Below are 16,950 nucleotides of genomic sequence, written 5' to 3' on the forward strand. Positions count from 1 at the left end.
AGGCTAAGCTTGAAGTTATCGCGCTCTTTAACAGCGACATCTTGATGACGCAAAGATAGAAAAAGCTCCGCAAACCACCAAATGATTTGCGGAGTTTTGTTGTCTTGACGTGATTTTTATTTCAAAATCGGGTGATTACAGTGTTCACAAGAGTTCCTTTAAAGTTTCGTCAATCGTTTTCATCTGTTCCTTGGTGAGGATGTAGGCGTATTCCTCACCGTCTTCGGGTGAGATGAGTGGCGTGAAAGAAATGCAGGGCACGACCTTGAAGATGCTCGGGAATTGCGGGCGGGTCATATCTTCATCTTCGCGCAGGTCGTCGATGGTGATTTCATTTTCTGGGCTTTTCGCTAAGAAGAGGTGGTGAATGACTTCGGTCTGGGCGCGCGAGATTTGATACTTTTCTGTCAGGTAATAGATTTGGGTTTCATCACGACCATTGTACTCCACAATATTCTCACCCCCGGCATCTTTAAAAGCTTTAATGAGTTCTTCACCGTACTTTTCGTTGCCGCGGAAGAAGCTCCCAATTTTAATTTCTTTTTTCATATCATTTAATTGTTAGGGATTATTTGACTCTTTCACTACAATGAACCTGAACTGCTCAATGTTCTCCAGCAACTCTTCGTGGTTGTGGTTGGTGTGGGTCGTGATAAGCTCCATGCCGTGGAAGTGCTCACCTCGTAACCCTCTAACAACGGAGCAAATGCGCTCTGACAACTCGAAGGCTGCAAAGTCGTCTGTGTCCTCACCTAGTGCCGTGCTACCCACCCAATCGGTGACGATGTGCAGCGACACCGTGCCTTCACCACGCATCGCATTGGGCTGTCCGCCAAGTCGCTGCCAATTGATTGCACCAAACTCAACAAACACTGCAGGACGAGACCATTGCTGCTCCTGCTCGATAAATTCCACGTTGTGATTCCACAAGTCTATGTGCTTGATTTCACCACCTAATGCTGTGCGCAATTGCTCTACAATGCGCTGGTAGATTTCTTTTCTGACCATATTCTAATGCTGTTATATTATAGTTCGTACTGTTTGAAAAACTCATCTAGACATTCATCGATAATACTTTCCACGATGCGCTCCACCTCAGGAGATGCGCCAATGAATTGTCGTTTGGGAATGGTGATGGTGCTACCTACTTTCATAAGTGCCATGCGCTTCCAAAATTCCGCTGTCGCGCCTAATTGTACATTTTGCTTATTCGCCCTCAGCTCGCCATTTTTTCGCCTGCCCATGCCCTTATTGGCTTCGTAGTACTTAGCCCAAAAAAAACGCTTCATCTTGGTTGTGACAACGATTTCTCCACCTTCGTTGTGAATAGCAGCATAGGGCAGCGTACTCTCCCAAGTGATCTTACCTGCACTTACCTTACCACGGATGCTGCGACGGAGCGCACCACTGTCCACCAGCACATGTCGTCCTGCCTTAGAGGGATGCTTAGCGCGCGCCCATTTTTCCGAAAAAAAAGCCTGTCGCTCAAAGTTGCGGTCAAAAGCATCATCTAGTTCTACTCGCACATCTTGCAGGATATGACGGATTATTTCGCGGAAGTCTTTGTTTGTTGCCATAAGGGTAATCCTTGTTCGGGGGTATGCAGCAAAGCCGAAGAGGGCAATTTGTCCTCTTCGACTTGTCGGTTGATAATGTTGTTAAAGGTGCGCTCGCAGATGCAATACTTAGGATAGATGTGCCGTCGCCAAATCTCTCGGTTGGAGAGTCCGATACGACTCCACTCATCGTAGATAGCTTGTATCTCCAAGACACGCTTAATATAACTTCTTCCCTTTCGGTGCTGCATAATTGGTTGATGTTAGACGTTAGCTTCTCACACTTCCGTCACGCTTAAGGGGATGCTTTGCCAAGCTCCGTTGTCATCCTTTTTCTCAGCCCTGATGTACTGTTTGGTCACTGTGGGTTGGTAACTCTCCTCGATGATGCGTACACCTTCGCAGAATTTCTCGTCACCCACTTCATCTGCCATTTTACGGAGCTGGAGCACGCGAGATGCCTTGATTTGCCCTGTGGCATCGCGTGCCAATAGGCGGAGGACTGCCGATACAAGTGCTTTCGTGGTTTCATCTTTTGCCAAGCTCTCTATGTAGTTCTTGACCATCGTAATACCATCTTCCACGGTATCTCGGTAGCCGTCTACCGTGTGCACGCCTAGGATAATTCGGCATCGGCTGTCACTCGTCGTGAAGGTGTGGCTGCGTTGATTGTCCTTAGGTATGCCTATCACCTCACTCTTCATATCCAGTACCGTCGAAAAATCATTGTACACTTTTTCCTTGGTGGCTTTGATTTGTTGGCTGAGAGACTCAAGCTCTTCCACGGCTTTGATAACTTCGGCATCTACTAGTTCTGCATACTCTACGCGCGCTTGCTTGCGTGCTTCTTCTGCTGCCTTCTTTTCTTTTTCAGCGCGAAAGGCTTCAAATTCTGCGCGCTCTTCGGGGGTCATGGTTACTTGTTCCATTGTGGGGAGGTTATAAATTCGACAATATTGGTTTTACAGATGGATACGACCTCCGTCGAGGGGTCTTGTGATTCATGCAGCCCTTCTTCTTTGATAGTGGCATTTAGTCCACATTCTAGGTCTTCTCCCTCGACATACACTCTACGAGGGACTTTCTTGACTTTGCCTTTCTCGGTGAGTTGATATTCATGTAGAGTGACCTTGTAGATGGCTGGTGGTTCAGGATTCTGATAGCGGAGCGTTGTATTCTTTTGGCGTACGACACTCTCTATTTCTACCATTGCGTTGCTGCATTCTAGCCAGTTAGCAACCACGACACCTGCACTCTCTTCGGGAGTATGCTCAACTAGGTATCTCTCACTCTTGGCGACGTTGCTGTTTCGCGCTTCATCTGAGCGCATTACTTTGGCGGTGACTAGACTTATCATAGGAGATAGGGATTAGGGTTAAAGGACTTGTAATACTTTTTCTTGACGTTGATACGCCCAATCGGCAAGACGTTCGTAAAACTTGGCACGCTGGGTCAAGGTGTGGTCTTGCATCTCGATGCGTATCTCTTCTTTGAGTTCTTCTAGATAATTTTTGAGGTCTTCTTCCATGGTGCTAGGAGGGGAGTTGTTGTGAGTTAATTGAGGGTTTATAGTAGAGCATCTTAACCTTTGGCTCTGTGCTCTGCGTTGGTCTTTTGTGGTCTATGGCGTGTAATTTTCGCGAGAGTGCCGTAAGTTCAGCGAGGCTAAGATAGCGAAAAGGCTTACCTGCGATGCGCGGTTGTAGGCAAAACTGGTCGACCACTTGCCAATCGTGAGTCTTGATGCCCATCTGCTGCATCTGTCGGAGTAGCGCGCTACGTCGTCTGCGGAGGTTATCACGGATGCTCATGCGCTCCTCGAGGAGAGAGCAAAGACTGTTATACTCTTGCTGGCTAAGCTCACGTAGTGAGGTTGTGCGCCCTTGACTTATCTCGCTGACTAGTTGGGCTTTTTGGTCGTCATCATCCCCATATTTGGGGAGCTTGGCGAACAGGCTGTAAAATCTTGAGTAGTTCATAATTTGGCTAATAGATTGTAGAGTGGGAGGGCAGGAGTCGAACCTGCGGTGCGAGCTTGCTAAAGATTTTTTGCACCTCCGTCGGCAGCACTCTGCCGTTACACTCCCTTGGAAAAGGTGGGGCGGACTATACTCACGTACCACGCGCCCCCGATATCAACATAACAATTCAAAAACGTAATGGTTTATGGGTTTGTAAATAAGGGCTGACTCTGTTCATCGCTCGACCACTCTACGGTGATGCGTGCTTGGAGCTGTCCTTTGCCTTGGCATCGTTTGCAAGGATATCGTTCTTCATTGAAGGCTATGCCTCCGAGACAGCCAGTTCCGTTGCAGGTGGGGCAGACAAATCCTCGAGCTAGGTAATGTTCCTCGTGTCCGAGGTCGTAGCGTGTGGGGTGCAATGCTAGGCGTTGTACTAATTTACTCATGGTTGTTGGGGGGTATTGTTCTATTTTACTTGCCCTCTGTTTGGAACTTTAGCTTCACTTCGATGTCGAAATTTGTCATCTCTAGAATGATGCTTGTCGCGTCTTGCGTGGGCTTGGTGTCTCGGATTAGGCAACAGATAAAAATCCGCGCTGCTTCTTGGAGGGGGAGGTCTTTTGCGACTTCCTTGACGGCTTCGTAGAATTTTTCTTCGTAGTCTTGTTTCATTGCTTCGGGTTTTGATTGTTTTCTTCTTTCGCTGCTTTCCGCTTCTTGTAACTCGCGGCTGCTTCTCTGGTTTCACATTCCCATTTTGACACCATCAAAAAAGCTTCCCACTTTTGCGAACGGATGAGAGACTTCCGTCTGTGGATTTCGTGCGCTTCTTTCTTTATTTCCGCGTCTGCGTTGTTATCTTCTGCCTTGAGTCTGTGGAAGGCTTCAAACTCTTCTTCTTTGGCTTGCTCATACTCCGCAAGTGCTTTGGCGGAGTCCTCCGCTGCGCACTTTATTTCGTAGTCCCAATACTCGGTGGCTCTGTCTTTTCCCATAATTCAATTTGTTTGAGCTTTTTCGTGAGGTTGCGCAAATGGTTTTGTGATAAGTTCGGGGTTATCGTGGATATTTCCAATAACTTTTATCGCAAATGCATCTTCTCCCTGTAATCCTAAGAGGACTAAAGATAGTGGGTAATACTCCATGTCTCTGTTACTTGGGTCAGTCAATAGCACAACAAATCCCGCTTGAGGCTTATGCCATTCAACAACGGTTCTTTGTGCTAACGTGGGGTCATTTCCACAAATCTCTATGATGTCCCCCTCCCAAATCTCGGGGTGCTCTGCGGTTGCTTCGCAAACTATCTGTCCGATGGTTGAGGAGTTTATTTCATGCTTTCTGTTCCACTGGTCTTGCTCGTAGATGCACCACTCTTCATATTCTTTACTCTCTAGTACTTGATTTTCTTCGTGACGATAGGACAGGTTCCCTATGTGCCACTTTCCTAGGCTGTCACGTCCTCTAAATTTGATTGTTCTCATTGCCTTTCTTCTTTTATGATATGTACTTTTTGGCAGCCATGCCATTGTTGGATGCGTGCAGCAAAGATCACATCACTTGTTTCAATCACCGTATGCCCTTTTGTCTTGGCTCTTCGAAGGGTGAGATTGCAAGCTAGATTTCTCGCCAACCAATCCTCAAGCACATCAGCCACGCGGTCGTTGGGTAGGAGCATGAGGTAGATTTCTGGGTTCTTCTGATTACTCATTGTAGGTTCCTGCTTCAATTCTCAATATACCTTCTTCCCATACGGGGTAATAACTTCCAGCCTCACCGCTGAAGCGTCCTTGACAGTAAGCCTTGAAGCCCGTTACACGCACCTTAACGCCTGCGGCATAGCGCAATCGGATGGCTGGTTTACCTAATGGTGCTCCTCGGTCTTCCTGCGAAATAAATACGAAGGTCTTCTTGGGGTACTTTTCCGTCAATCCTAACGCCTGTGCGTATGTCCATCCTGTGTACTGGAAGCTATCTATGATGACAAACTCTGGACTGCGTTGTTTAGAGAGACGTTCCACCAGCTCATCATAGGTGTCGGAGATGATAATGTTAAATCGTCTACTCACCTCGTGCATCCTAAATCGCTCGAGTCGCTCTTTAAGACTCTGTCTAATGCCCTCTTCGTAAGAGCAAAGGAGCGTTTTACCATATTCGCAAAACTTCCGTGCGAGTTGCATGGTGAAGCTGCTTTTGCCCGATGCACTTTGACCAGAGACAAACCACATCTCACCTATTGTAGGATGACCAAAGGCTGCTGCCCACTTGCCATCCCAATCCAGCACCTTATATCGCTTCTTGATTACTTCCTCTGGGCTGTATGCTCGTTTACTCATTGGGATTAGATTGTTGTAGTTTCATTTTTTCGATTTCGGTGTAGACTCTGCGCAATCCTCCAGCTGTTTTGCGCACGATGCTACCAATGTCTGTGCCTTCAGGAGCGTTTGCCATCGCTACGACTCTAGCTTGCTCGCGCAAAAAGGCTTCGCGGTCTCTGCCATCATCGGGAGTCACCCGTGCGTAGCGGTCACCATATCGGCTCAACATCTCGGTATATCCTACCTTTTGAGACTCAATGCTACGAGTTATCTTAGCTCTTAACCCATCTGCGCCCATCATGTACCATGCGCAGCAGCGTTCTGAGGCGTTCCACAAGGCCTTCAGCTCCAAAAAAGCCTCATATTGTAGGTCACCAGCCTCGTCTAAGATGATAAGGGGACGGTCAATACTGCGGAGGTAATAGACGAGGTCATCGTAGATGTCGGAGTATCGTCCTCTTGTCGTCACCCCAAACTCAGAGGCAATACTACGGATGAGTTTGAGCTTGGTCTTAGCCTGCGAGCAGTCGATGTAAACAGCATTGCGGTGGGTTTTTACATAGTGGCGCGCGGTGAAGGTTTTGCCGATATTAGGGAGGTCACAGAGGATACCGCTAAGGCTAGACCGTTGACATGCCTCAAGTTGCGCGCTTACAAACTCAAAGGTGGCAGTTTTAGCAGCTTGCCATTCTACTTCTCCGCGTAGGTTTACACCCAACCGTCGGGCTATACTCACCCATGCGCCATCACTCAGCACGCGGTCGGTCTGACCCTTTTTGACGGCACTATATACTGAGGTGGTCATACCCAAGGCAGCTGCGTGCTTGGCATCCGAGGGATAGTTGGCGCGATTGGCTGTGATGGCAGCCATAATCTTATGCTTGTACTCCGTTGTAATCATATTTGTATGCTATTATAAGGGGCTGTGAGGGATGTTATAAGCTCTCCAACGCTCGTGCGCGGTAGTCCGTGGCAGGCGGTGGGAGGTAGTGGTCGTCCTCCTCTGGAGGAGTGGGGATGATGAGGTCATCAATATCTAGCAGGGGCTTGATAGAGTCGGACTTGCCAAAATTCGGGTCGGGCTTAATGATACCCAGCTGAGGGATGGCGTTGTCTTCGACGTACTTGCTAAACTTGGCAACCTTTTGTTGTTGCTTGGCAAATTTGGCATGATCTTCGGTGGTCTGCTCTGCCATCACGCGGTTGTAAGTCTCTACGCGCTCGACTGTATCAATGTATCGGTCACCTTGATAGAGGTAGACTTCCGTAGGTCGTCCCTCCTCATCGGGGAGATAGCAGGCGGATACCTTGTAGTCATTAGGAGCGAGCTGCTCAAGCACCTCTGTCTTGCTCAACCACCAATCTTCGCCCATCACGCGCACGGTGGAATTACGTCTGACACTGGTTTCTACGCGCTCACCAATATAGCGCGCCAAGGTTATTTTATCCAGCGGTAGGAGCGTGGGGTTGATATTGGCTACTAGCACGTCCCAACGGCTCATGTTGGGGTACTTCTTCTGGTTGGGGTGCAAGGCTGCGTTCCATTCTGCACAGTCCCTACGGTCGTCGGCTACAAGTTCATCGTAGGTGTAGTATTGCTTATCCTCGTAGAGCTCGTTGGTGGCATCGCTCACCTTCTTTGCCTCAGTCCGCCACTTGCCCTTGCCGTAAAATCGTCCAATACCTTCGTGGTTCTTGTGGATGATGCTACGCTTTTTCGCACCATTGAGAGGTTCTGCATACTTCTCTTGCGAGTTTTGAGCTGCACAAAAGCGAACGAATGGGAAGGCTACACCAGCCTGCAAAAATCCACTCTTGTATTGGGTCATCAAGTGATTTTCGACCTCGATACCTGCTGGCATGCCCCAACCTTGGCGGTCTATCAAGCGGAACATATCGCGGAAGCAGTCGAGCACCAGTCGCTCGTCCTTTTTCCGCGCGTAGCTCGCACCGATAACGCATTGGCTGACCACATCGTAAGCGTAGTAGGCATGGATGCGCTGCTTGGTGTCTTTGAGCTTGCGAGTCAAGTCCACGTCGTCCATCGTAATCTGAGAGAGGCTAAATTCTCCTGCATGTCGGTGCATGTGGGGCATCTGCTCGTGCATATACGTGGTGTAGCTGTTGTGAGCCTTGGCAATGAGGAGGCGGTTCTTGGGGCGGTTGAGGTAGTTGCTGATAGTGCTTTCGCTCAGCTCCTTAGGGTTACCATCCTTGTCCACAAAGTCCTCGGGGTCGAAGAGTGCGCCTGTTTCGGGGTCATAGACCTCAAGCTCACCGCAGACAAACTGGTTGTACATCTCGGCTACGTTCGAGTTGAAGGGCTTATTGGGGAGGCAGCTTATGCCAATGATAAGCTGTTCGGTCTTGTGGTCTACCTTGCGCGCTGCTTGGTTGCCAAACTTGCCACTAATAAGACTGCTGTAACCCTCCTTTTTATACTCATTGGCTTTCTTCCTGAAGCGCAATGTGCTGCTGGGCAGTGTGTGACCATAGAGGTCACGCAGTCCTTCAATCACTGCACACATGCGCTCCCAACTGAATTTCTCCTTAAAGAGCTTCTTCGTCGTTGCTGTGTGGTTGTAGAGGTAGATGGCGCAGTTTAGCACGCTGGCGTTGGTCACATACTCGTTGACCTTCTCAATTGGTAGGTCAATACCACATTCTGCCTTGCTTGAGTAGTAAGCCATCGCTCGTTGGTCTACCTCATAGTTGCTCCGCAGCCAATTCTCAAGCATTATCTGATGTTTCTCAGGGTAGAGTGCATCGAGCTTAGTCTTGTAAGCAGTGGGCAAGCTATCGACTGCGATGAGCGCGCAACAACCAGCAGCACCACCGCCACGACGCACCACTTGGATGCGACCGCGAGCTGAGAGTTGCTTGTAATTAGATGAGGAGATTATCCCCTTATCTATCAACTCTCGCGCTGATATGCATAGCTGCTTGTTGTAATACTCCATTGTTGTTGTGTTTTGCCCATTGGGCGGTTACTACTTCAATTGAGCTATCTCGTGCTGCAATTGTTCTAGCTGGGGGATGGTCAATACTTCAACCTCTTTCACGACCTTGTCGTGATGAGTAACGATGCAATGTCCTGTCTGCATAGCAACTTCGAGGACTGCGCCATTGCCAAATACCTGCACCATTTTCCCATCACTAAAATGGAATGTGTCACACTCGGGGGCTGAAAGTTCAACATAAGCACCTTTTTCGCGAGCTGCCTTTTGGATGCGACGAGCGAGGTCTGATTTCTCACTCAAGTACATAGCCTTCTTAATCATTCGATAGCTACAGCCGAATACTTTAGCTAGATAGCTTTCTACTTCTGCGCCTACAACAAGACGACGCTTCACAATTTTCTGTTCCATTTTGTTTGAACAATTGTTAGAGATATATTAGTTTATGTGCTTTTCTTTGTTCACACCGCCATTTTTGTGTATCTTTGGGGCGTGTGCAAATTGAACACACTGCAAAGATACAGAGTTCTGTATTATAAACCAAGGAAATTCTGGATTTTCTTTTCAGAATACTGAATTATGGCGAAAAATTTAGATGTAGCAGAGCGTTTTTTACAAGCATACGAGTGGCTTGTAGAGCATGGAAAAGTAACCGATAAGAAGAGCTTTGCAAAAAAAATCGGTGTAAGCGCCTCCTTTTTGACAGAAATATCCAAAGGGAGAAGCAATGTTGGAGTTTCGGCACTTCAGAATACTGTAAAGGAGTTTGGTGTGTCTTCTGATTGGATTCTGACGGGCATTGGAAGCATAGACTACAAACATACAGAACACGGTATACCCCAATTAAGCCAGCAAATAACGGCAGGATTACCTTACTATGACGTTGACTTTCTAGGAGGCTTCAACGAGATATTCAATGACCATCACGCTACACCTAGTTATTTTATCGATTTCAAGCCCTATAATCATGCTGACTTCTGGTGTAATTTATCTGGAGACAGCATGTCCCCAAGAATAAACAATGGTGATATAATAGCACTAAAACAATGTACGCTAGACACCATCCAATTCGGAGAAGTATATGCTGTAGATATGGGAGACATTCGAACCGTCAAGGTCGTAAGACGAGGGTCTTCACCCGACACTCTGAGACTCATCCCAATCAATACCGAAGAGTATGACGAGCAAGAGTATTCTATATCTCGCATACTGCGTATATTCAAGGTCATAGGGTCTATCCGCTCCGCCTCCTAACAGTGTATCCACCCCAGTTAGACGACCTATTTCCAGAGGACAGTCAAGCTAACATCTTGATATTCCCATATATATAAGATGAGAGAAGAAAAAACGACTATATATTTTCATATACAACTCACAACAATTATATACGCTACAATTAGAATAGCGTATATTCCCCCCCCTCACTCACTACCTCATAACACCCCACTTTGTAACCCCACTTCTATATTTTTGTAACCCCACTTTGTAACCCCACCTGTAACCCCACCCCTATTTTTTTCCTCCCAAGTGATCATTGCTTCACACCCTAATAATCCCACAAAAAAGCCGTCAGAAAGCCATTGTAACGACCTTCTGACGGCTTTTCAATGCCATCCTAGCGCAACCCTTCATCAACCTCTGTGAGACTGCGTAAAACAGGGCAAAAACACGATACCACGCACACATCCTTACATCTTAACTCCTCCGATAAACACTAGCAATCTCATCTATATACAACAAATGGAGCAGCCACGCAGCCACTCCATTCTCAAACATCCCAAATAACCCCCTTTTTAGCCTCTCTCGCGCCCTTTTCTCCCTCCATCGCACCATTGTGCCACCTCATGTAACGCAAACGTGCCTACACGTATCATCTTTGCAGCAACGCGCCCATCATTTCGCCCCCAAATGTAACCCAAATGTAACGCCATGTATCATTTCGTTTTGTGGTGCATTTCCCGTGATTTCGCTGTAACCCTTTCATTTCCCGATTGTTATCGATGGTTCTCGCATATCTTCAATGATACGCTTCGTTCTGTGCCCTCTATTACCTAGACGGGCAATCGCCCTCAAAAAACCTTGCAGAAAAACGGATTTACCATGAAAAAGAAATTTATCTTTTTAGCTATCAACTTCATCTTTTCGTTGTGGCTTTATGGACAATCTCAGGATAGCATAGCGCACACTCTACTGGTGGCAGACTATGACTATACCTGTCATACCCTCAACGCTCAGGGAAGAGAAGTCGAAGTGAAACATGGGCTTACGACCCAAATAGCTCAACACCTAGCTTGCACCATGGGCTACAAGCGGCACAAGGGTGAGAACGACAAAAGCGAACAGTTGCTGTATGTACCCACCACTTGGCAAAACTACCCACAAGGACAAATGACCTCGGTGGAAACTATCCCTCCTTACCAATATCTTACTACTGAAAAGATGCCATCCATGAAGTGGCAGCTTCTTGCTGATCGCGACACGATTTGTGGCTACATTTGCCAAAAAGCTGAAGCCCAATATGGTGGAAGAAAGTGGATGGCATGGTTTGCAGAGCAACTCCCCAGCCATTTCGGACCTTGGCGACTCCAAGGACTACCAGGATTGATTTTGCGGGCTGTATCAGACGATGGTATTCATCATTTTGAGTGTCGCAAAGTAGAGGCTGTCAAGGAGAAGATGAGCTATATTGTGCCAGAACGCAGCATTAAATGTGGGCGCAACAAATTTGTCCAACTGCGCAATCGATTGTTTGGCAACCCGAATTATCTTAGTAACCCAGCTTACTACATCAAAGCAGAAGAAATAGAAAGTATTACGGTTATGAATGGTACTATGATGATAGGTTCTTTGCCCATAGACATGAAACCTGCCCAATTTCAACCTCTAGACTTCTGATTAGGTACGATGCAAAGACTCTTGTTGGCGATGCTCTTGACTTTAAGTCAATTCACAGCTTTTGCTCAGACCCTCCCCACAAGTATAAAGGGGGTTGTGCGCTGCGGGAAAACTCCTGTGGAAGGAAGCATCGTGGCGCTGCTCCAACCTTCAGACTCATCGGTCGTAGCCTATGCAATGACCAATAAACAAGGATTCTATCAACTACAAACGACAACCTCGCTCAGTGAGCTCTTGATTAAGGTGACTGGATTTGGCATTAAGAGGCAGCTGTCTCCCATAAAAAACCAGACACAAACTTTCGATTTTTCAGTCGAGAAAGAGGACATCAAGTTGCGAGAAGCAGTGGTGAAATCGCAAAAAATATGTGGTAATCGAGATACTCTCAACTATCTAGTTTCGGCTTATCTCAAGGACTATGATCGAACAATCGCTGATGTGCTCCGCAAGCTGCCAGGCATCACCATAGAAGACAATGGCAATATAAAATACCAAGGCACTCCCATCAACCATTTCTACATTGAAAATCTAGATATGCTGCAAGGTCGTTACAACCTTGCTACACAAAGCATCAAGGCAGAAGATGTGGCGACGGTACAGGTGTTGGAGAATCACGAACATGCTCATGCTCTACAAGATCAAATGCCCTCTGCGAATGCAGCCATCAACCTAAAACTCAAGAATAAAGCCAAAGGCATTTGGAGCCAATCGGTCGAAGTAGGGAGTGGGGCTTACGCTGAGGGAATGCTGTGGAAGGGAACCGCACGAGCTATGTACTTTGGCAAAGCTCAGCAACACCTCTTGCAATACAGCGGCGACAACATGGGCAATGGACTCGATGCTGCATTAGCGCACTATGGGATTTCAGCTAACACTAACCGGCACATGATGGATTTGGTGAAACACGCTACCCCTGCCATTGGTAATAGCTGGTTGGGTTACCAACATGGGCTACATCTCAACAATCTGGCAAAGCTCACAGACAGTGCAACCATCTATTATAATTTCAATTATAGCTACAACCTATCGAGAGGGAGTTCTTTCGCACAAACTCGTTATCTATTGCCTGATGCCTCACAGTTGTTGCTCCGTGAAAACATAGCCGACCGCACGCACACAAACACGGCTGATCTACAACTCACCTACGAGAAGAACCTCCAACGCAACTTTCTCTATAACTCGTTCTCCTTGTTAGGACAATGGGAAGAAGGGAAAGGGGATATTCTGTCAGAGTATCGAAATTCTCTGGCACTATCTCTAGGAACTCAGAAAGCTACGGCTATCCAACAAGCGCTGCACTATCGATCACTTGGGCTGCTCAATCGCACACGCTGGGTGCATCGCACCTCTAAGGGAAGAGGATTTGAATGGAACTCCACCCAGAGCTTTTCATCATCTCCTCAGGCACTCACCATCGGCGGCGACATGCGGGCAAGACAGGACGTGGATTTAACCACAATTTTCACGTCTAACAAAGTGGAACTACTACAAAACCTTCGCACCCGAAATTGGACATTGTCTGGGACGGCGCATTTTGATGCAACCTATACGGCAGCCACCACTTCCCTATCACACCCCGATGCGCTCATCGCTCCTCATGGACACTTGACTCACTTACAGACCATCGTGGGTGTTGGACCAGTGCTCAACTACACCAAAGGGAGCTTTCAATCTACGCTGAAACTTCCCTTTACCTTTCACTACACGGCTTTAGACAATAACCAGATAGTCGAAGAAATCACTGATGCACATCGTCTGCAAGCGAGATTTCTACCTTCATGGTCATTATTATGGAAGGTTACGAACGAGACGACTTTCAACGCGAAAGCAGACTATACTGCACAAGAAACGAGTTGGGATAGATTATTGACCGCCAATGTGATGCAGAATTATAAGAATTTGTCTCGCTATCGTGCACTACTCCACGACAATCACAAGGCAAGTGCGCAGTTTGTCATAACTTATAAAGATCTTTTCAATGGTCTCTTTGCCCATCTCAAGGGAAACTGGAATCGCATGTGGAGCAACATCGCCTATGGCACTACTTTAGATGCGCAGGCGCATACGGTGGTTGAAGCTGCCTACAGACCAAATCATAGCCATCAATACTCAATTACGGCTTATGGGCGCAAAGATATAGATTGGCAAACGCTACAATGCGAACTATCTGCTACTGGCGGTCGAGGAGAAAGGGAAATGCTACTGCAATCATCGCTCCTCACTTACCACACCACCAGTTATGTGCTGAGAGGTGCGCTCAGTTTTGACCTCTTCAATGGCTGTCGTATGGACTACAATGCCACATGGCAACACCATCGTTCGAAGACTACTTTCCACACCTTCACTACTAGTGATTTAGAACAACGCGCAAACCTTCATCTGAGGCTTTGGCCTTCGCGCATGTTTCTAAAGCTACACATGAGTCATACACATAATAATCATTTAGGAACTGAGCAGAAAGACTTTTATTTTATAGGAGGAGAACTGAAATTTAAGCTATCTAAGGGGATAGAACTACAACTCAACGGAGATAATCTCTCTAACACGCGCTCACTGATTACGCATTCGCTTGAGGAACTAGAAGAAGTTCACACGATTTATCATCTCCGTCCATTGTCCATCTCCCTCACTGCTCACATCAATCTTTAGGCAAAGCCGAAAACTTAAACCAAAATCGGTCGTTAGACCGTTATAACGCAAACAACGCAGCCCCAAAAAGGAGCTGCGTTGCTACTAACAAACAAATAACATTATGAATGTTATGGGGTTACCCTAATTTGGCTCGGAGGTTCTTGAGCATATCTGTGGTCATGGTGTCGAGATCGAACTGGGGTTTCCAGTCCCACTCTGCACGAGCGGCAGAATCATCGAGGCTGTTGGGCCATGAGTTGGCAATAGATTGCTTGAGCGCATCCACTTGGTATTCCATTTCAAATCCAGGCACTTGCTTTTGGATAGCAGCGAGGATTTGGTTAGGTTCAAAGCTCATGGCTGCGATGTTGAAGCTATTGCGGTGAATGAGACGATCGGGGTTGGCTTCCATGAGTTGTACGCAAGCATTCAAAGCATCGGGCATATACATCATGTCCATGTAGGTGCCAGCACCGATGGGGCAGATAAACTTTTCGCCCTTCACTGCAGAATAGTAGATGTCTACCGCGTAGTCTGTGGTGCCACCTCCAGGAGGAGTGACGTAGGAAATAAGTCCTGGGAAACGCACCGAGCGAGTGTCAACGCCATACTTGCGGAAATAGTAGTCAGAGAGCAACTCAGTGGTCACCTTGGTGACACCATAGATGCTGCGAGGACGCTGGATGGTGTCTTGGGGAGTGTTGTCGGCAGGAGTTTCAGGACCGAAGCAAGCGATGGAAGAGGGAGTGAAGACCGAGCAACCGTTTTGACGCGCTACTTCGAGGACATTCCAAAGACCATCTACACCGATTTTCCAAGCCAACTGGGGTTTACCTTCGGCAACAACAGAAAGGAGGGCAGCGAGGTTGAACATGGCATCAATCTGATACTTCTTCACCACAGCATCCAAACAAGCAGCGTCAGTGACGTCGCAAATGGCTGCAGGACCTGATTCGAGGAGGACACCTTGGGGCTCAGCACCCTTGATGTAGCCACACACCACAGCATCATTGCCATAGATGCTGCGCAGTTTCATGGTGAGTTCTGAGCCTATTTGCCCAGTGGCACCGATGACCAAAATCTTTTTCATTGAAATGGATAAGAGATAAACGTGAGAAGGTTATGAGTGACTGTCGTACCTCCTGCCTAAAAATGCACAGAAGGAGCGGCGAAGTTATCAATTTTGCAAAGGCAAAGTTACAGCTTGCCTATAGATATACAAAAGAAAATACGGCATTTTTTTTCAGAAAACCACCCTTTCTTAGGAAATATGCAGGATTTATGCAGAAGAAGGTCGGTTTTGTCGTAAAAACGGCAATACATGCAATATTTTCACGCGAAGAAGGGGTGGATATCTAGAGATTTTCACTACCTTTGTCGCATCATTTAATCAACCCATGCGACGGAGTGTTCCGCCCAATCTCAAACTATGTACGGTAAATTTCAGCAACACCTCCAATCTGAGCTAGCTGCTATCCGCGAAGCTGGCCTCTACAAGAACGAACGTCTCATCGAAGGACCTCAACAAGCCGAGATCAACGTGGGCGGAAAGACAGTGCTCAACTTCTGTGCCAACAACTATCTTGGACTTTCCAATCATCCTCGCCTCATCCAGGCAGCTAAGGATGCAATGGACGCCCGTGGTTATGGTATGTCTTCTGTGCGCTTCATCTGCGGAACACAAGATATGCACAAAGAACTCGAAGCTGCCGTTTCTCGCTTCTTCAAGACTGACGATGCTATCCTCTATGCTGCTTGCTTCGACGCAAACGGTGGTGTGTTTGAACCGCTGCTCACTGCAGAAGATGCCATCATCTCCGACGCACTCAACCACGCTTCTATCATCGACGGTGTGCGCCTTTGCAAAGCTAAGCGCTATCGCTATGCCAACGCCGACATGGAAGACCTCGAACGCCAACTCCAAGCTGCGCAAGAGCAACGCTTCCGCATCATCGTGACCGATGGTGTGTTCTCCATGGACGGTAATGTGGCACCAGTAGACAAGATTTGCGACCTCGCAGAAAAATATGACGCGCTGGTGATGGTAGACGAAAGTCACTCTGCTGGTGTCGTTGGTGCGACTGGTCGTGGTGTTTCAGAATTCTTCAACACCTACGGACGTGTAGACATCTACACTGGCACACTCGGTAAGGCATTTGGTGGTGCTGTGGGTGGTTTCACCACTGCACGCCAAGAAATCATCGATATGCTCCGCCAACGCAGCCGTCCTTACCTCTTCTCTAACTCTATTCCCCCTTCAGTGGTGGGCGCTGGCATCGAAATGTTCAAGATTCTCGATGAAAGCAACGAAATTCACGACCATCTCGTAGAGAATGTGGAATATTTCCGCACGAAGATGTTGGCTGCTGGCTTCGACATCAAACCAACACAAAGTGCTATTTGCGCAGTGATGCTCTACGATGCAAAACTCTCTCAAGACTACGCAGCTCGCTTGCAAGACGAGGGCATCTACGTGACTGGTTTCTACTATCCCGTAGTGCCTAAGGGCGAAGCACGCATCCGTGTGCAGATTTCTGCTGGTCACACTCGCGAACACCTCGATCGCTGCATCGAGGCTTTCGTAAAGGTGGGCAAAGAACTCGGTGTGTTGAAGTAAATCATCGCTATCAAC

The 16,950-nt window shown here is 47.5% G+C and carries 22 protein-coding genes; 4 read left to right on the forward strand and 18 right to left on the reverse strand.

Going from position 1 to position 16,950, the window contains the following annotated elements:
- Nucleotides 1-144 precede the first annotated feature (144 nt).
- From BQ2633_RS06145 to BQ2633_RS06215, 17 genes are all read right to left on the reverse strand, one after another.
- Nucleotides 145-549 (reverse strand): hypothetical protein, encoded by a 405-nt coding sequence (locus tag BQ2633_RS06145; RefSeq protein WP_075565808.1) that lies wholly within the window; start codon nt 547-549, stop codon nt 145-147.
- A 12-nt stretch (nt 550-561) separates the two neighbouring features.
- Nucleotides 562-1,008 (reverse strand): hypothetical protein, encoded by a 447-nt coding sequence (locus BQ2633_RS06150; protein WP_075565810.1) that lies wholly within the window; start codon nt 1,006-1,008, stop codon nt 562-564.
- A gap of 17 nt (nt 1,009-1,025) precedes the next feature.
- On the reverse strand, nt 1,026-1,577 hold the full coding sequence (locus tag BQ2633_RS06155) for a phage virion morphogenesis family protein (protein ID WP_075565812.1): 552 nt from the start codon (nt 1,575-1,577) through the stop codon (nt 1,026-1,028).
- The gene (locus BQ2633_RS06160) at nt 1,547-1,807 is read right to left on the reverse strand and encodes a hypothetical protein (protein ID WP_075565813.1); all 261 of its coding nucleotides are present in this window, start codon (nt 1,805-1,807) and stop codon (nt 1,547-1,549) included. The genes BQ2633_RS06155 and BQ2633_RS06160 overlap by 31 nt, the downstream gene beginning before the upstream one ends.
- Nucleotides 1,808-1,834: 27 nt before the next feature.
- Nucleotides 1,835-2,485, reverse strand: a complete 651-nt coding sequence (locus BQ2633_RS06165; RefSeq protein WP_075565814.1) for a DUF3164 family protein — start codon at nt 2,483-2,485, stop codon at nt 1,835-1,837.
- A complete protein-coding gene (locus BQ2633_RS06170) occupies nt 2,473-2,913 on the reverse strand; it encodes a hypothetical protein (RefSeq protein ID WP_075565815.1) in 441 nt (146 codons plus the stop codon). The genes BQ2633_RS06165 and BQ2633_RS06170 overlap by 13 nt, the downstream gene beginning before the upstream one ends.
- An 18-nt stretch (nt 2,914-2,931) precedes the next feature.
- Nucleotides 2,932-3,084, reverse strand: coding sequence for a hypothetical protein (locus BQ2633_RS11450; protein ID WP_176720097.1), 153 nt, complete (start codon nt 3,082-3,084; stop codon nt 2,932-2,934).
- Between the two features lie 4 nt (nt 3,085-3,088).
- Nucleotides 3,089-3,535, reverse strand: a complete 447-nt coding sequence (locus BQ2633_RS06175) for a hypothetical protein (protein WP_083233973.1) — start codon at nt 3,533-3,535, stop codon at nt 3,089-3,091.
- A 185-nt stretch (nt 3,536-3,720) separates the two neighbouring features.
- Nucleotides 3,721-3,966 carry a hypothetical protein gene (locus tag BQ2633_RS11310; protein ID WP_141700149.1) on the reverse strand — a complete coding sequence of 82 codons (246 nt, stop codon included), beginning with the start codon at nt 3,964-3,966 and terminating at the stop codon, nt 3,721-3,723.
- Nucleotides 3,967-3,991: 25 nt separating this feature from the next.
- A complete protein-coding gene (locus BQ2633_RS06180) occupies nt 3,992-4,192 on the reverse strand; it encodes a hypothetical protein (protein ID WP_075565816.1) in 201 nt (66 codons plus the stop codon).
- Nucleotides 4,189-4,515 carry a hypothetical protein gene (locus tag BQ2633_RS06185; protein ID WP_075565817.1) on the reverse strand — a complete coding sequence of 109 codons (327 nt, stop codon included), beginning with the start codon at nt 4,513-4,515 and terminating at the stop codon, nt 4,189-4,191. The genes BQ2633_RS06180 and BQ2633_RS06185 overlap by 4 nt, the downstream gene beginning before the upstream one ends.
- A 3-nt stretch (nt 4,516-4,518) precedes the next feature.
- A complete protein-coding gene (locus BQ2633_RS06190; RefSeq protein WP_075565819.1) occupies nt 4,519-5,001 on the reverse strand; it encodes a YopX family protein in 483 nt (160 codons plus the stop codon).
- Nucleotides 4,998-5,228 carry a hypothetical protein gene (locus tag BQ2633_RS06195; RefSeq protein WP_075565820.1) on the reverse strand — a complete coding sequence of 77 codons (231 nt, stop codon included), beginning with the start codon at nt 5,226-5,228 and terminating at the stop codon, nt 4,998-5,000. Before BQ2633_RS06195 ends, BQ2633_RS06190 begins: the two co-directional genes overlap by 4 nt.
- Complete coding sequence (locus tag BQ2633_RS06200; protein ID WP_075565822.1) at nt 5,221-5,853, reverse strand: AAA family ATPase; 633 nt, start codon at nt 5,851-5,853, stop codon at nt 5,221-5,223. The genes BQ2633_RS06195 and BQ2633_RS06200 overlap by 8 nt, the downstream gene beginning before the upstream one ends.
- Nucleotides 5,846-6,736, reverse strand: coding sequence for an AAA family ATPase (locus BQ2633_RS06205; protein WP_075565823.1), 891 nt, complete (start codon nt 6,734-6,736; stop codon nt 5,846-5,848). The genes BQ2633_RS06200 and BQ2633_RS06205 overlap by 8 nt, the downstream gene beginning before the upstream one ends.
- Nucleotides 6,737-6,770: 34 nt before the next feature.
- Nucleotides 6,771-8,795 carry a hypothetical protein gene (locus BQ2633_RS06210; protein ID WP_075565824.1) on the reverse strand — a complete coding sequence of 675 codons (2,025 nt, stop codon included), beginning with the start codon at nt 8,793-8,795 and terminating at the stop codon, nt 6,771-6,773.
- Between the two features lie 30 nt (nt 8,796-8,825).
- Nucleotides 8,826-9,203, reverse strand: coding sequence for a hypothetical protein (locus tag BQ2633_RS06215; RefSeq protein WP_075565825.1), 378 nt, complete (start codon nt 9,201-9,203; stop codon nt 8,826-8,828).
- Nucleotides 9,204-9,371: 168 nt separating this feature from the next.
- On the opposite strand from BQ2633_RS06215, the gene BQ2633_RS06220 reads away from it, so the two are divergent.
- The 3 genes from BQ2633_RS06220 to BQ2633_RS06230 all read left to right on the forward strand — a co-directional run bounded on the left by BQ2633_RS06220 (nt 9,372) and on the right by BQ2633_RS06230 (nt 14,336).
- Nucleotides 9,372-10,046, forward strand: coding sequence for an XRE family transcriptional regulator (locus BQ2633_RS06220; protein ID WP_075565826.1), 675 nt, complete (start codon nt 9,372-9,374; stop codon nt 10,044-10,046).
- A gap of 846 nt (nt 10,047-10,892) precedes the next feature.
- Nucleotides 10,893-11,687: a GLPGLI family protein gene (locus BQ2633_RS06225; protein ID WP_075565827.1), complete on the forward strand. Its 795-nt coding sequence runs from the start codon at nt 10,893-10,895 to the stop codon at nt 11,685-11,687.
- A 9-nt stretch (nt 11,688-11,696) separates the two neighbouring features.
- On the forward strand, nt 11,697-14,336 hold the full coding sequence (locus BQ2633_RS06230; RefSeq protein ID WP_083233975.1) for a TonB-dependent receptor: 2,640 nt from the start codon (nt 11,697-11,699) through the stop codon (nt 14,334-14,336).
- Nucleotides 14,337-14,454: 118 nt separating this feature from the next.
- Here BQ2633_RS06230 and BQ2633_RS06235 read toward each other — a convergent pair whose 3' ends face one another.
- A complete protein-coding gene (locus BQ2633_RS06235) occupies nt 14,455-15,408 on the reverse strand; it encodes an NAD-dependent epimerase/dehydratase family protein (protein ID WP_075565828.1) in 954 nt (317 codons plus the stop codon).
- A gap of 339 nt (nt 15,409-15,747) precedes the next feature.
- On the opposite strand from BQ2633_RS06235, the gene kbl reads away from it, so the two are divergent.
- Nucleotides 15,748-16,935: a glycine C-acetyltransferase gene (gene kbl, locus BQ2633_RS06245; RefSeq protein WP_075565832.1), complete on the forward strand. Its 1,188-nt coding sequence runs from the start codon at nt 15,748-15,750 to the stop codon at nt 16,933-16,935.
- Nucleotides 16,936-16,950 lie beyond the last annotated feature (15 nt).

This window comes from Ihuprevotella massiliensis, assembly GCA_900095835.1.
Taxonomy (GTDB): Bacteria; Bacteroidota; Bacteroidia; order Bacteroidales; family Bacteroidaceae; genus Alloprevotella; species Alloprevotella massiliensis.